The organism is Exiguobacterium sp. R-17 (genome assembly GCF_049913315.1).
Taxonomy (GTDB): domain Bacteria; phylum Bacillota; class Bacilli; order Exiguobacteriales; family Exiguobacteriaceae; genus Exiguobacterium_A.
Genome location: NZ_CP184372.1, coordinates 37,501 through 51,474, shown reverse-complemented (window position 1 = coordinate 51,474; position 13,974 = coordinate 37,501). Strand labels below are relative to the sequence as shown.

The window sequence follows — 13,974 nt, the reverse complement described above, 5'->3', positions numbered from 1 at the left end:
CTCGTAATTGTACCTGTTTCCACGAAAAAAACAAGGAAGCGTCACGTGTCCGCTTCCGTTGCACTAGGAATGACCCAGACTTGCAGTTGTTTTCGACCGAACGTCTTTGCTTTTTGTTCACCATCGACTAAAATATCAATCTTATTGCCTTTAATGGCACCACCTGTATCGAGAGCGATCGCAAGACCAACCCCTTCGACGTAGACCTTCGTGCCAAGCGGAATGACCTTCGGATCAACCGCGATGATCGGCAAACCTTGATAGGTGATCGTATCGGTCACGTCATACCCGGTCGCTGTCAAGGCACGACCATTGTACAAACGACTGCCGTTCGAAGCTGGGTCGTTCGTATACGCCGTCGCTTCGACCATCAAGCTCTTCGCACTCTCAAAATCAAGATCCGCATCGGCTTTCGGTGTTTCAGTTAGCGGATTGGTCGCTTGTTTTTCGTTGAAGACGGGCGCTTCGATTGGTGTCTCAATCGGTTTTGTCCCGACTTTGACGACTTGTTTGATTGGCGTCCGTGTCACTTGGTCATCAATCAGTTTTTTCTCTTTACTAAGACCGTCAGCTAACGTCAATTGATACTTTTTCGTTCGGACACCCGGACGACCTGATGTCGTCACCAGTTGCTCGCCTTCCGGTAAGGTCGGATCCTCGACTTCTTCGATCTCAAACGGAACGAGTTGATCCTGTGTCAACATCGCACGACGTGTCGTGTTGACCGTAATCAACGTCCCTTCCGTCACGCGGGTATCGGGATTTGGAGCGACCCGATCTTCCTTTTGAAGACGGATTCCTTCCCGTTCTAACAATTCGCGGACCGTCGTTTCATACGTGTAGAGTTGTCGGGCTTTTCCCCCGACGACGAGATCAACGGGAAAAGCTTCGCGGTACCGCACCGTCATACCACTCGTCAATACAGCGTCAGAAGACGGATAGATATCATCCGTGTCGGCTTTCTTGATACCGCGCTCTGCAAGTAGATCCTTTACTTGACGCGCCTGCGTCCGGACGCGACGGGACTCACCGTAGCCCATGATCAATGTGATTTCTTTTGCCCGCTGAATGACGATTAATCGTTTTTTCGGCAGGTCGGCACTAAGAGCCGGTTCAATCACATCATTGTCACGCGTCGTAATACCGGCTTCTTTGAGAACGCCATAAACGGAATCAGCCATTGTCTTCACCTGTTGCTCTTGTCCATCAATCAAAACAGTCACGGTTCGTGGATGATCCATCATCCCATAGACGAGTGCAGCCGCAAGTAGCAGGCTGCACCCGATTGTAATGAACGTCAACGAACGCATCATGGCAAACGGAAGACCCGTTTTGCATTTTCCGTCGTTGCTGCTTCCACATCGGCATACATCATGCCACGGAGCTGCGCAATTTCTTCAGCGACGAACCGAACGTAAGCCGGCTCGTTGCGTTTACCGCGGTGTGGTGTTGGTGTCAGATACGGACAGTCCGTCTCAACGAGTAAACGATCGAGCGGTACTTCCTGTGCAACACGTTTTGGCATTTTCGCGTTTTTGAACGTAACAGGTCCACCAAGTGAAATATAGAAGTTCATCGCTAGGCAACGCGGTAACAATTCAGCACTCATACTGTAGCTATGCAAAATACCACCGACTTCTTTTGCATCCTCTTCTTCGAGGATTCGTAACGTATCTTCTGTCGCTTCCCGGTTATGGATGACGATCGGTTTTTTCTTCTGCTTCGCGAGACGGATCTGTTTGCGGAAAGCTTCCTGTTGGACGTCTTTCGGTGACGTATCCCAGTGGTAGTCGAGTCCGATTTCTCCAAGCGCAACGACTTTTTCATGATCCATCAATCGTTCGACCTTTTGATAGGCTTCCTCATCAAAATCAATCGAGTCGACGGGATGCCATCCGATGACCGCATAAAGATCATCGTACGCTTCGACGAGTTCCATCGCGCGGTCGATTGTCTTATGATCAAATCCGACGACGATCATCGGTGAAACGCCGTTTGCACGTGCCCGCTCGATCGTTTCATGAACGTCTTCCGCGAATTGGTCTGCATTCAAGTGAGTGTGTGTATCGATTAACATATCTTATTCGACTCCTTCTTTAAAAAAATGCCTGTGACATGAAGTCCACAGGCATCGGTTTTATTTTACGCTTGCGCCGTTTGCCATCGTTGATGGGACCGTCGCGAGTTCAAGTTTTCCTGCTTTCTCAGCAGCAAGGACCATTCCTTGGGAGAGTTCGCCACGTAACGTGACCGGTTTTAAGTTCGCTACGACGATGACCTTACGTCCGACTAAATCTTCCGGCTCATACCACTGCGCGATACCAGAGACGATTTGGCGTGTTTCTTTGCCCATATCGACTTGTAACTTCAGTAGTTTTTTCGCCTTCTTGATCTTTTCAGCCGTCACGACTTCACCGACACGTAACTCGATCTGATCAAAGATATCGATCGTCGTTTCCGGACGAATGTCTTCATCAGCCTCTTCGACTTCCTCTTCCTCCACACGTGCTGCAGAAGCTTGATGCATCATGTCGACGATTGCTTCGACCTCTTCTTTGACATCGAGACGTGGGAAAATCGGTGTCGCTGTACCAACTTTTGTTCCTGGTGTGATGTCTGCGAATTTCTCGAGCGCTGCCCAGTCCATCGCTTGTCCGGAGAGACCAAGTTGCGCGAAGATCTCTTTTGGTGAACGCGTCATGAACGGTTGCAACATGATCGCCACGTGACGTAAGACGCCGACGAGATGCACCATGACCGAACCGAGTTCCGCCGTTTTGGATTCGTCTTTTGCAAGAACCCACGGTTGTGTCTCATCGATGTATTTATTGGCACGGCTGATTAATTGCCAAATGTTCGATAGCACGACAGAGAATTCCATGTGTTCCATCGATGCTTCGACTTTCGTGACCGTTTCTTTTGCAAGATCCGAGAGTGTCGCATCAAACGGTGTCACATTGCCTGTATAGGCTGGGATCTCACCGTCAAAGTATTTCGTGACCATCGCGATCGTTCGGTTGAGTAAGTTCCCAAGGTCGTTTGCTAAATCGTAGTTCATCCGCTCAACGAATGCTTCAGGTGTGAACATACCATCTGAACCGAATGGAACTTCGCGTAACAAGTAATAACGAAGGGCGTCAAGACCGTAACGATCCGTCAATGGGATCGGATCAACGACGTTCCCTTTTGATTTCGACATTTTTCCGTCTTTCATCAACAACCAACCGTGTGCGAAGACTTTCTTCGGTAATGGGAGGTCAAGCGCCATCAAGAGTGCCGGCCAAATGATCGTGTGGAAACGAACGATTTCTTTTCCGACGAGATGAACATCTGCTGGCCAGTACTTATCGAAATTACCATGATCGTCCGTACCATAACCGAGTGACGAGATATAGTTCGTCAACGCATCGATCCAGACGTAGACGACGTGCTTCGGATTCGATGGGACTTGTACACCCCAGTTGAATGTCGTCCGTGAGACCGCTAAGTCTTGGAGACCCGGTTTAATGAAGTTATTGATCATTTCGTGTTTACGTGATTCTGGCAAGATAAATGACGGATTCGCTTCAAAGTACTCAAGCAGACGGTCCGCGTACTTGCTGATCCGGAAGAAGTAACATTCTTCGCGAACGAGTTCGACTGGGTGTCCACTATCGGGGCTCTTTCCGTCGACGAGTTGTGATTCCGTATAGTACGTCTCATCCGGAATCGAATACCAACCTTCGTATTCACCTAGGTAGATATCGCCTGATTCAAGAAGTGTCTCGAACACTTTTTCGACGACTTTTTTGTGACGTGGTTCTGTCGTCCGGATATAATCATCGTACGAGATGTCGAGACGATCCCATAAGACTTTAATCTGCTCGACGACACCATCGACGAATGCCTGTTCCGAGATACCTGCTTCTGCTGCTTTTTCCTGGATCTTTTGACCGTGCTCATCGCTACCTGTCAAATACCGGACGTCGAATCCTTGAAGTCGTTTGTACCGTGCCATTGCATCTCCAGCCACCGTCGTATACGCGTGACCGATATGTAGTTTTGCACTTGGATAATAAATCGGGGTCGTGATATAAAATGTCTTTGCCATGTTATTCCTCCGTTCTCTTATTTCCATCTTCATTATAGGCTATTATACGCTGTTACGGGACTGATGTCGAAATTCACTTTTTGTCGAATCGAAACATTTTTTGACATCAGACATCAAATTACAAAAAAACACACTCTATAGTTTCATTTCCTTTAAAAAGGGAAAATATATTAATAAATCGTTTCAAATATGGGTTTTTTGAGAAATAAATGACATTTTGATTTCAAGCTATTCAGATTGGTTGACTACTTTTGGAAAGTCTAGTATTCTACATTCTATAGAAACGATGTCGAATTTTGACGATTTTTCAAAAGAAAAAGAGATCCATGACATCAAAGGAGGAACAACAAAATGAAATCAACAGGTATTGTACGTAAAGTAGACGAGCTCGGTCGTGTCGTAATTCCAATCGAATTACGCCGTACACTTCAAATCGCAGAAAAGGATGCCCTCGAGATCTATGTCGACAACGAACAGATCATCCTTAAAAAATATAAACCAAACATGACTTGCCAAGTGACAGGTGAAGTATCAGAAGATAACTTCAAATTGGCTGATGGTAAATTGATTCTTTCACCAGATGGCGCACAACGCGTTCTCGTTGAATTAAAAGATTTCCTCGATCGTCATTACGCAAGCAACGAATAAACAAAAAAGGAAGCTCCTTAACGGGGCTTCTTTTTTTAATCTGCTTCGTGAAACGCGAGGTACAATTCCTGACGATCCAGTCCTCGTTCTTTTGCGACACGCTTCAACGCTGCATTCGGCTTTTCGCCCTCTTCGATATACCGACGGATTTGCTCGAGGGGATCACTGTCTTGAATGACGGCATCCGGTCGTTCTTCGTTTGATCCTTCGACAAGGACGACGAACTCACCTCGAACGTCTTCTGCTGCCCAAGCGCGTAATTCACTCACACTTCCACGAATATACTCTTCATACCGTTTCGTTAGTTCTCGGGCTAACGTCACCTGGCGATCACCAAGTACTTCTTCGATCCCTTGCAACATCTCTTTCAATCGATGCGGTGCTTCATAAAAGATGAGTGTTCCTGATTCGTATTTCAATTGCTCTAACGCTTCGCGGCGTTCTTTTTTCTTTCGTGGCAAAAAACCATAATACAAAAAGCGTTCTGTCGACAGACCGGACGCGACAAGGGCTGTCAATGCAGCGTTCGCACCCGGAAGAACGATGACAGGAATATCTGCTGCGATCGCTAGGCGGATCAAATCGCTTCCCGGGTCCGAAATACCGGGCATCCCGGCGTCGGAGACGAGGGCAATTTGCTTTCCCGCCTCTAAATCAGCGAGTAGTCGTTCGCCACTTGTTTGTTTATTGTGTTCGTGGTAACTGACCAGCTTCGTCTCAATCGAAAAATGCCGAAACAGTTTCATCGTCTGCCGGGTATCTTCTGCTGCGACGATATCAGATTCCTGTAAGATCCGGACAGCTCGATACGTCATGTCTTCTAAATTGCCGATTGGTGTCGGGACGATATAGAGACCGACTCCTTGCTGTTGATAGCTACTTGTCGCTTTCATGAGGTTCCTCCTTGAATCAAACGCTCTTTCTGTGAACGTGTCAATTGTTTAATCGCGTATTCCCGCTTCATCGCTTCTGATTTTGTCGCGAAAATTTCCTCATGAACGAGGACGACCGGCAGACGGGCACGTGTATACTTCGCCCCCTTGCCTGCATTATGTGTTGCGATGCGTTGCGTGACGTCTACCGCGTAACCCGTATAATACGTATCATCTTGGCAACGAACGATATAGACTGCATGCTCAGACATCGAACAGTTCCTTCATCTGAGCCGCATACGAGTTGTCCGCTTCATAGACGATGAACGGGGAAAGAACCTTCAGTCCAGGTTTTGCATCCTTGATCCCCTCGATCAAAAGCATGTTCGCTTCCTTCCCTGCCTTCGGATAAATCAACTGCATCCGTTTCGGTTCCAAGCGGTATGTTCGCATCAAAGTGACGATATCGAGCAGTCGTTCCGGTCGATGGACGAACGCTGCCTTTCCGCCTTGTTTTAACAAATCAGATGCACCACGAATACAGTCTTCAAGTGTACAGAGGACTTCATGCCTTGCGATCGTATAATGTTCACTTTGGTTTTGGTTTGATGTCTCGTTGGCTAAAAAATAAGGCGGATTACAGGTGACAGCATCATAGATGCCGTATCCAAGACGTGCCCCCGCCTCTTTGACGTCACCATCAATCATCTCAATCTGGTCGTTCAGTTCATTCAAGTTAATGCTACGTCGCGCCATCTCCGCTAGTCGCGGCTGAATTTCAAGACCCGTGATCTGCCCTTTCGTCCGGTAGGATAAAAAGAGTGGGATCGCACCGTTCCCAGAGCAAAGATCGGCAATCCGCCCCTGTTGAATTGGAACCCATGCAAATCGTGCGAGCAATGCCGCATCGAGTGAATAGGAGAAGACGGATGGACTTTGAATGATTTTCCCTTCTTGTCCTAAGAGATAATCAAGTCGTTCGTCTGGTAATAGTTCAAACATGTCGTGCCTTCCTTTCCGAAAAAAAGACTGACTCATGTAGAAGTCAGCCTCTCAATGTTTCGTTAACATGGATAAGCAGAAGAGACAATCGCCGTCTTTTCGTACTTGTCCATAATGCAAGTTACAGATGTGGAACCCTTCCTGGTACAATCGTCCGAGATTGTCATAGCCCGCACCAACGCCTGCTTCTGCTTCTTCCGCTTCCGTGACCGGCTGTTGTTCATCGCGTTCGACTTTCTCCCGAAGATGATGATTCTCCAGATACAGATGTTGGTTCTCTTCCATCATGTAAGCCAGCTGATCCTTTAACACGCTCAGATGCTCAGTCAGCAAATGAATCTGTTGCTCAATCGCATCGACACGCGTAATGATTTCTTTTTTATCGACTCTCTCCACGCGTATGCACCCCGTTATTCTTTTGGTCGTTTTGGTTTTACGGCACCAACGGATAATAGTTCTTCCATCGAATACGTCAAGACGCGGGAACGATCCTTCAGTTCAATTTGAACGACTTGATCGAGGATGTTCAAGCCAACGACGCGTCCTTCGCCTTCAGGTACCGTCAAACGTTTTCCATAGTCCGGCAAGTCACGGCGCATCTCTTCATACGTATCGTTCTCATATTTTAGACAGCACATTAAACGACCACACACCCCTGAAATCTTCGTCGGATTCAACGACAGGTTTTGATCTTTTGCCATCTTGATCGAGACCGGTTCGAACTCACCAAGGAAAGATGAACAACATAAGACACGACCACATGGACCAATGCCTCCAAGTAACTTCGCTTCATCTCGAACACCGATTTGACGGAGTTCGATGCGTGTCCGGAAAACAGCCGCTAAATCTTTGACGAGCTCACGGAAGTCAACACGTCCTTCTGCCGTGAAGTAGAAGATGACCTTATTGCGGTCAAACGTGTACTCGACATCGACCAATTTCATATCGAGTTTATGTTCACGGATTTTTTCGACACATACCGCATGCGCATCAAGCGCTGCGACTTTATTTTCGCGGACGATCATTGCATCTTTATCGTCAGCAATTCGAAGAATGGATTTCAGTGGCAACACCACATCTTCTTCGTCCATTTGTTTATCGGCGATGACCACTTCGCCATATTCAATGCCCCGTACCGTCTCAACGATGACTGCTTGTCCTCGTGATAATGACTCTTGTCCAGGTGCAAAATAATAAATTTTGCCCGCTTCTTTAAAGCGAACGCCTACTACTTCTAGCATGTCGCTCTACCCTTTCTGTAAGTCAAACATGAGACGCTCAACTGTTAATTGGGGATTAACATTCGCTTCGACCCGTCGGACTGCGGCAAGCACAGCTTGTAACCAGCGGGTGATCGTCGTCTGGCTCTTGGACCCCATCTGTTCAAGTTGGGGTTTACTATTCGTATAGGTCATACCTTCCCACGCCGGATTCAGTTTCAGGCGTAAGACATCCTCGAAGAAACAAGTGACGAGTTCAAGGCCAATTCGGACATCCTGACGGTTCTTGAATTGTCCCATCCATTTCTCTTGTACGAACAGTGGTAAATCAGCCGGACGATTCGCTAATTCCTCCATCAATTGTAACACTGACGCTCGCGCATTTACAAACCAGTCTTCGAGTAATGCTTCTTCTGCATCCTCGACTTTTGGATAGACACGCGCTGCCAGTTGCGTCAACTCGTGGTCCCGTCCCGTTTTTTCAGATAAAACCTCGCCAATCATTTGACGATCCGCTGGACGAAAACTTAATAACTGTCCCCGCGATCGAATCGTAGGTAAAAGGAGTTGAGGTTGATTCGTCAACAATAAGGCCACTTTTCCTTCTCCTGGTTCCTCAAAGAACTTCAGCAAACTGTTCGCTGCTTGGGGAGTCATCTTATGGGACTGTGTAATGACATAAATCTGACGATCGCCTTCAAGTCCTCGGAGTGAGAGATCATGCATCAATTGTTGAATCTGTTCTTTTTTGATGGTCGCGCCATCTGGTTCGATTTCATAATAATCGACCAAGTTACCACTTTCCATCCGCCGACAGCTACGACAGACACCACACGGCTCTACATCGACCGGGGTCTCACAAAAAAGGCTTTTCGCGAACAAGTGAGCCGCTTCAAGTAGAAGCGGCTCATAGTCTCCAGTGAAGATATAAGCGTGATTGATTCGATCGTTTCGTAACGAATTTTGAAGAATCGTCGAAATGACCGATTGTGTCTGTTCCAGTTCATGAAACGTCTGCATTAGAATTGGTGAAACCCTTCGATTGGCAAGACGAAGACCGTTGCCCCGCCTACCTGGACTTCAACAGGGTACGGGATATAAGAATCGGCATGACCACCCATTGGTGAGATTGGAGAGACCATCTGTTCACGACTCGAACAATTCTTTTTGATCAATCTTAACAGATCATCGAGACGCTCACTCTGTACACCAATCATGAACGTCGTGTTTCCCTCTTTAAGAAAACCACCTGTCGTTGCTAGTTTCGTTGCTCGGAAATCATGCTCGACAAGCGCTTCCGCCAAACGTAAGCTGTCTTTATCTTGAACAATCGTAATGACCATTTTCATGAGAATCTCTCCTTTTCTTCTAAATACGTAATGACATCTTCCACTAAGTCCTGATGAATCACTTCAATCGATCGATTGGCTTGTACAATCTGTACCCGTTCTGGGTCCGATGCCGCAATCTGTTTGAAACCATCATAGACACGGGCACGAAACGCATCATCTCGTTGCTCGATTCGATCAAGTGCTCCCCGGTCCATCATTCGTTTTTTAGAATCCGTTACCGTTAAATCAAATAAATACGTCCGGTCTGGCGCTAATCCACCTGTTGCAGAATCATTAATATGACGCACGAGATCAATCGGATGTCCAAGTCCATATCCTTGATAGGCAAGTGAGGCATCAACGAATCGGTCACATAAGATGATTGTGCCTGCCTCTAACGCCGGTCGAATCAATTCTTCGACATGCTGGGCACGAGACGCTGCATACAGCAGAATTTCCGTCATCTCTTTCATTTCTTCAAAATCAGGATTTAAAATCAATGAACGAATTTCGTTCCCAACGCGTGTGCCACCTGGCTCACGGGTCATCATGACATTATAGCCCTTTTCTTTTAACACATCATTAAGCAATTGTAGTTGTGTCGTTTTCCCGGCACCATCCGGTCCTTCGACAGTAATGAACGTACCTTTCATCTTTCAAACCCTTCCTCTATGACGCGTAACGCTCCTTGTTGCAATTGTTCGCCCCCTTGCAAATGAACGGCTACGGTTTGATAATGTCGTAAACGTAGTACCTGTTCCGCCGTAATGCGTTCGCCTCTGACGATCAACGGAATGCCTGGCGGGTACGGAATAATGGTTTCGAGTGAAACATGACCGATACACTCATCCAGCTGACGGAACGTACCTGTTGCTTGTTCTAACTGTTCATAAGAACAAGCTAAAGCAGATACCTGTATTTTACCCATAATTGGTTGCTCGATATACCTTTTCAAAGGAATTCCTTCTGATTTCATCATTTGAATGGCGCGTTCGACACGCTGGACCCAGTCATCCTGCTCAGACTTTGCTAGCGGACGAAGTGGCAAAATACAGACGACGTGATCTCCTAGAGCAAATTCCGCATCGAGTTGAACAGCTCGTAACGCTTGCAACAACGCATCTCCTGAATATCCCTCATACGTTAATGTCATCCGTGACCAATCATCGAAGCGAAGGACGGTCATATGATCGAACCGTTGAAGTGATTCGATAAACGCATCGTGACTAACCTGAATATCTGACATACCTTCAACTGTCCATTGTTCACGATAGGAACGGGCATAGTCTAATGAAGCCAGTAACAAATACGAAGGACTTGAGGTTTGAAACGCTTGGAGCGCTCGCTGTAACTTTCTTCTCATCTTTTCCGAAAATTGCTCGTGCATCCATGCTCCCATCGTCAGTGCAGGAAGCGTTTTATGGGCAGACTGGACAACAGCGGTTGCTCCTAATTCAAATGCAGAACGAACACCAAATGCTTTACCGAAGTGCGCACCGTGTGCTTCATCCACTAATAAAGGGAGTCCGTGCGACGTCGTGAGCTGAACGAGTGACGTGATATCAGCCACTTCTCCGTAATATGTCGGTGAAGTGATAAACACGCCAACTCCTCCTGGATATTTCGTAAACGCTTCCTTTAATGTTTCACGTGAAACATGACCACTGATTCCCGTTTCTTTATGGGTATCTGGTTCAAGAAAGATCGGTTCGATTCCTAACCATTCGAGTGCATTAAATACCGATTTATGTGAATTACGCTGTACATAAACACGCTCTCCTCTTGTTGCTACAGCTGCAAGCATCGCCCAGTTCCCAACAGTCGAACCATTCACAAGGAAATGACTCGCTTTTGCATCGTAGACTTTTTGAAGCAAAGCTATTGCGTCTGCAATAGCCTCTTCCGGATGATGAAAATCATCTAGACCAGGTAATTCTGTGACGTCCCATTTAAAAAAGTCAGGAAGAGGTGTCAGAGTCCCATTCTTATGTCCAGGAACATGCCATGAGATGGGCGTTCGATCTAAGTGACGTTGAAGTGCATATACAATAGGAAGTTCGTGTTTCATGAAAAAACTCCTTTTCCTTTAAAATGATTACACAAAAAGACCGACCTGCAATCTGCAGATCGGTCAAGTGCCTGGCAACGTCCTATCCTCACAGGGGGAAGCCCCCAACTACTTTCGGCGTTCAAGTGCTTAACTTCCGTGTTCGGCATGGGAACGGGTGTGACCACTTGGCTATCGTCACCAGACGATCGGGCTCGCGCCCTCAAAACTGAAGTCATCAACAATGCATCTGCTAGAACAAGGCCTCGACCGATTAGTATCACTCAGCTCCACATGTCGCCATGCTTCCACCCGTGACCTATCTACCTCATCGTCTCTGAGGGGTCTTTCTTGATTACTCAAAGGGAAATCTCATCTTGGAGGGGGCTTCATGCTTAGATGCTTTCAGCATTTATCCCGTCCGCACGTAGCTACCCAGCGATGCTCCTGGCGGAACAACTGGTACACCAGCGGTGCGTCCATCCCGGTCCTCTCGTACTAAGGACAGCTCTCCTCAAATTTCCTGCGCCCACGACGGATAGGGACCGAACTGTCTCACGACGTTCTGAACCCAGCTCGCGTACCGCTTTAATGGGCGAACAGCCCAACCCTTGGGACCTACTCCAGCCCCAGGATGCGATGAGCCGACATCGAGGTGCCAAACCTCCCCGTCGATGTGGACTCTTGGGGGAGATCAGCCTGTTATCCCCAGGGTAGCTTTTATCCGTTGAGCGATGGCCCTTCCATGCGGAACCACCGGATCACTAAGCCCGACTTTCGTCCCTGCTCGACTTGTAGGTCTCGCAGTCAAGCTCCCTTCTGCCTTTGCGCTCTACGAATGATTTCCAACCATTCTGAGGGAACCTTTGGGCGCCTCCGTTACTGTTTAGGAGGCGACCGCCCCAGTCAAACTACCCGCCTGACACGGTCCTCCAGCCGGATCACGGCTGCGAGTTAGAGACTCTATGCATGAAGGGCGGTATCCCAAGGGTGACTCCTCCGAAGCTGGCGCTCCGGGCTCGACGTCTCCCGCCTATCCTGTACATCATGCACAAAGCCTCAATATCAGGCTGTAGTAAAGCTCCATGGGGTCTTTCCGTCCTGTCGCGGGTAACCTGCATCTTCACAGGTACTATGATTTCACCGGGTCTCTCGTTGAGACAGTGCCCAAATCGTTACGCCTTTCGTGCGGGTCGGAACTTACCCGACAAGGAATTTCGCTACCTTAGGACCGTTATAGTTACGGCCGCCGTTTACTGGGGCTTCGGTTCAAAGCTTCGCTTGCGCTAACCCATCCCCTTAACCTTCCAGCACCGGGCAGGCGTCAGCCCCTATACGTCATCTTGCGATTTAGCAGAGACCTGTGTTTTTGCTAAACAGTCGTTTGGGCCTATTCACTGCGGCTCTACATGTGTAGAGCGTCCCTTCTCCCGAAGTTACGGGACCATTTTGCCGAGTTCCTTAACGAGAGTTATCCCGCGCGTCTTAGAATTCTCATCTCGCCTACCTGTGTCGGTTTACGGTACTGGCGCCTTCCCCCTCACTAGAGGCTTTTCTTGGCAGTGTGAAATCGTGACCTACGTCCCTACGGGACTCCGCGTCGTTCCTTGACTGTAATGCCTGACGGATTTGCCAATCAGACGGTCTTGAAACTTGCACATGCACTTCCATCCGCATGCGTCACTATCCTCCTGCGTCCCCCCATTGTTCAAACGGTGGATCGGCGGTACAGGAATATCAACCTGTTATCCATCGCCTACGCCTTTCGGCCTCGGCTTAGGTCCAGACTAACCCTGAGCGGACGAGCCTTCCTCAGGAAACCTTGGGCTTTCGACGGAGGGGATTCTCACCCCTCTTTTCGCTACTCACACCGGCATTCTCACTTCCAAACGCTCCACTGCTCCTTCCGGTACAGCTTCACAGCGGTTTGGAACGCTCCCCTACCATTCCTTACGGAATCCGCAGCTTCGGTGGTATGTTTAGCCCCGTTACATTTTCGGCGCGGCGCCACTCGACTAGTGAGCTATTACGCACTCTTTGAATGGTGGCTGCTTCTAAGCCAACATCCTAGCTGTCTAGGCAGCGCCACATCCTTTTCCACTTAACATACACTTGGGGACCTTAGCTGGCGGTCTGGGCTGTTTCCCTCTTGACTACGGATCTTATCACTCGCAGTCTGACTCCCGAGTATAAGTTGCTGGCATTCGGAGTTTAACTGAATTCGGTAACCCTGTGGGGGCCCCTAGTCCAATCAGTGCTCTACCTCCAGAACTCTCAACCTCGAGGCTAGCCCTAAAGCTATTTCGGGGAGAACCAGCTATCTCCAGGTTCGATTGGCATTTCACCGCTACCCACACCTCATCCCCGCACTTTTCAACGTGCGTGGGTTCGGACCTCCAGTCAGTGTTACCTGACCTTCATCCTGGACATGGGTAGATCACCTGGTTTCGGGTCTACGACAACGCACTGAACGCCCTGTTCAGACTCGCTTTCGCTACGGCTCCGCCTCATCGGCTTAACCTCGCGCGTTATCGTAACTCGCCGGTTCATTCTACAAAAGGCACGCCATCACCCGTTAACGGGCTCTGACTACTTGTAGGCATACGGTTTCAGGATCTATTTCACTCCCCTTCCGGGGTGCTTTTCACCTTTCCCTCACGGTACTGGTTCACTATCGGTCACTAGGGAGTATTTAGCCTTGGGAGATGGTCCTCCCGGATTCCGACGGGGTTTCACGTGTCCCGCCGTACTCAGGATCCACTCT

At 48.4% G+C, this 13,974-nt stretch carries 13 protein-coding genes and 2 rRNA genes (1 of these 15 only partly in view); 1 reads left to right on the top strand and 14 read right to left on the bottom strand.

Features of this window, described 5'->3' with window-relative positions; translation table 11 throughout:
* Positions 1–41 precede the first annotated feature (41 nt).
* The 3 genes from ACN9MT_RS00295 to metG are packed head-to-tail and all read right to left on the bottom strand — an operon-like array spanning position 42 to position 4,117.
* Positions 42–1,313, bottom strand: coding sequence for a ubiquitin-like domain-containing protein (locus ACN9MT_RS00295; RefSeq protein WP_426272571.1), 1,272 nt, complete (start codon positions 1,311–1,313; stop codon positions 42–44).
* Entirely contained in the window at positions 1,310–2,077 is a 768-nt protein-coding gene (locus ACN9MT_RS00290) for a TatD family hydrolase (RefSeq protein ID WP_035413217.1), read from the bottom strand. Before ACN9MT_RS00290 ends, ACN9MT_RS00295 begins: the two co-directional genes overlap by 4 nt.
* A 60-nt stretch (positions 2,078–2,137) precedes the next feature.
* Positions 2,138–4,117, bottom strand: coding sequence for a methionine--tRNA ligase (gene metG / locus ACN9MT_RS00285; RefSeq protein WP_426272570.1), 1,980 nt, complete (start codon positions 4,115–4,117; stop codon positions 2,138–2,140).
* Positions 4,118–4,441: 324 nt separating this feature from the next.
* Here metG and ACN9MT_RS00280 point away from each other — a divergent pair, with 324 nt between their 5' ends.
* The gene (locus ACN9MT_RS00280; protein WP_023466531.1) at positions 4,442–4,738 is read left to right on the top strand and encodes an AbrB/MazE/SpoVT family DNA-binding domain-containing protein; all 297 of its coding nucleotides are present in this window, start codon (positions 4,442–4,444) and stop codon (positions 4,736–4,738) included.
* 35 nt (positions 4,739–4,773) lie between these two features.
* Here ACN9MT_RS00280 and rsmI read toward each other — a convergent pair whose 3' ends face one another.
* The 11 genes from rsmI to ACN9MT_RS00225 all read right to left on the bottom strand — a co-directional run.
* The gene (gene rsmI, locus ACN9MT_RS00275) at positions 4,774–5,631 is read right to left on the bottom strand and encodes a 16S rRNA (cytidine(1402)-2'-O)-methyltransferase (protein WP_290754316.1); all 858 of its coding nucleotides are present in this window, start codon (positions 5,629–5,631) and stop codon (positions 4,774–4,776) included.
* A complete protein-coding gene (locus tag ACN9MT_RS00270) occupies positions 5,628–5,882 on the bottom strand; it encodes a GIY-YIG nuclease family protein (RefSeq protein ID WP_035413209.1) in 255 nt (84 codons plus the stop codon). The genes rsmI and ACN9MT_RS00270 overlap by 4 nt, the downstream gene beginning before the upstream one ends.
* A complete protein-coding gene (locus tag ACN9MT_RS00265; RefSeq protein ID WP_056061982.1) occupies positions 5,875–6,612 on the bottom strand; it encodes a tRNA1(Val) (adenine(37)-N6)-methyltransferase in 738 nt (245 codons plus the stop codon). Before ACN9MT_RS00265 ends, ACN9MT_RS00270 begins: the two co-directional genes overlap by 8 nt.
* A 51-nt stretch (positions 6,613–6,663) precedes the next feature.
* Positions 6,664–7,014, bottom strand: a complete 351-nt coding sequence (gene yabA / locus ACN9MT_RS00260; protein WP_119182633.1) for a DNA replication initiation control protein YabA — start codon at positions 7,012–7,014, stop codon at positions 6,664–6,666.
* 8 nt (positions 7,015–7,022) lie between these two features.
* Positions 7,023–7,853: a PSP1 domain-containing protein gene (locus ACN9MT_RS00255; protein ID WP_029343044.1), complete on the bottom strand. Its 831-nt coding sequence runs from the start codon at positions 7,851–7,853 to the stop codon at positions 7,023–7,025.
* A gap of 6 nt (positions 7,854–7,859) precedes the next feature.
* Complete coding sequence (locus tag ACN9MT_RS00250) at positions 7,860–8,852, bottom strand: DNA polymerase (RefSeq protein WP_035413204.1); 993 nt, start codon at positions 8,850–8,852, stop codon at positions 7,860–7,862.
* Positions 8,852–9,181 (bottom strand): cyclic-di-AMP receptor, encoded by a 330-nt coding sequence (locus ACN9MT_RS00245; protein WP_023466519.1) that lies wholly within the window; start codon positions 9,179–9,181, stop codon positions 8,852–8,854. The genes ACN9MT_RS00250 and ACN9MT_RS00245 overlap by 1 nt, the downstream gene beginning before the upstream one ends.
* Positions 9,178–9,816 carry a dTMP kinase gene (tmk, locus tag ACN9MT_RS00240; RefSeq protein ID WP_035413201.1) on the bottom strand — a complete coding sequence of 213 codons (639 nt, stop codon included), beginning with the start codon at positions 9,814–9,816 and terminating at the stop codon, positions 9,178–9,180. The genes ACN9MT_RS00245 and tmk overlap by 4 nt, the downstream gene beginning before the upstream one ends.
* Positions 9,813–11,231, bottom strand: a complete 1,419-nt coding sequence (locus tag ACN9MT_RS00235; protein ID WP_426272569.1) for an aminotransferase class I/II-fold pyridoxal phosphate-dependent enzyme — start codon at positions 11,229–11,231, stop codon at positions 9,813–9,815. The genes tmk and ACN9MT_RS00235 overlap by 4 nt, the downstream gene beginning before the upstream one ends.
* 69 nt (positions 11,232–11,300) lie before the next feature.
* Positions 11,301–11,416 (bottom strand): 5S ribosomal RNA (gene rrf, locus ACN9MT_RS00230).
* 48 nt (positions 11,417–11,464) lie between these two features.
* A 23S ribosomal RNA gene (locus tag ACN9MT_RS00225) occupies positions 11,465–13,974 on the bottom strand (it continues 404 nt past the right edge of the window).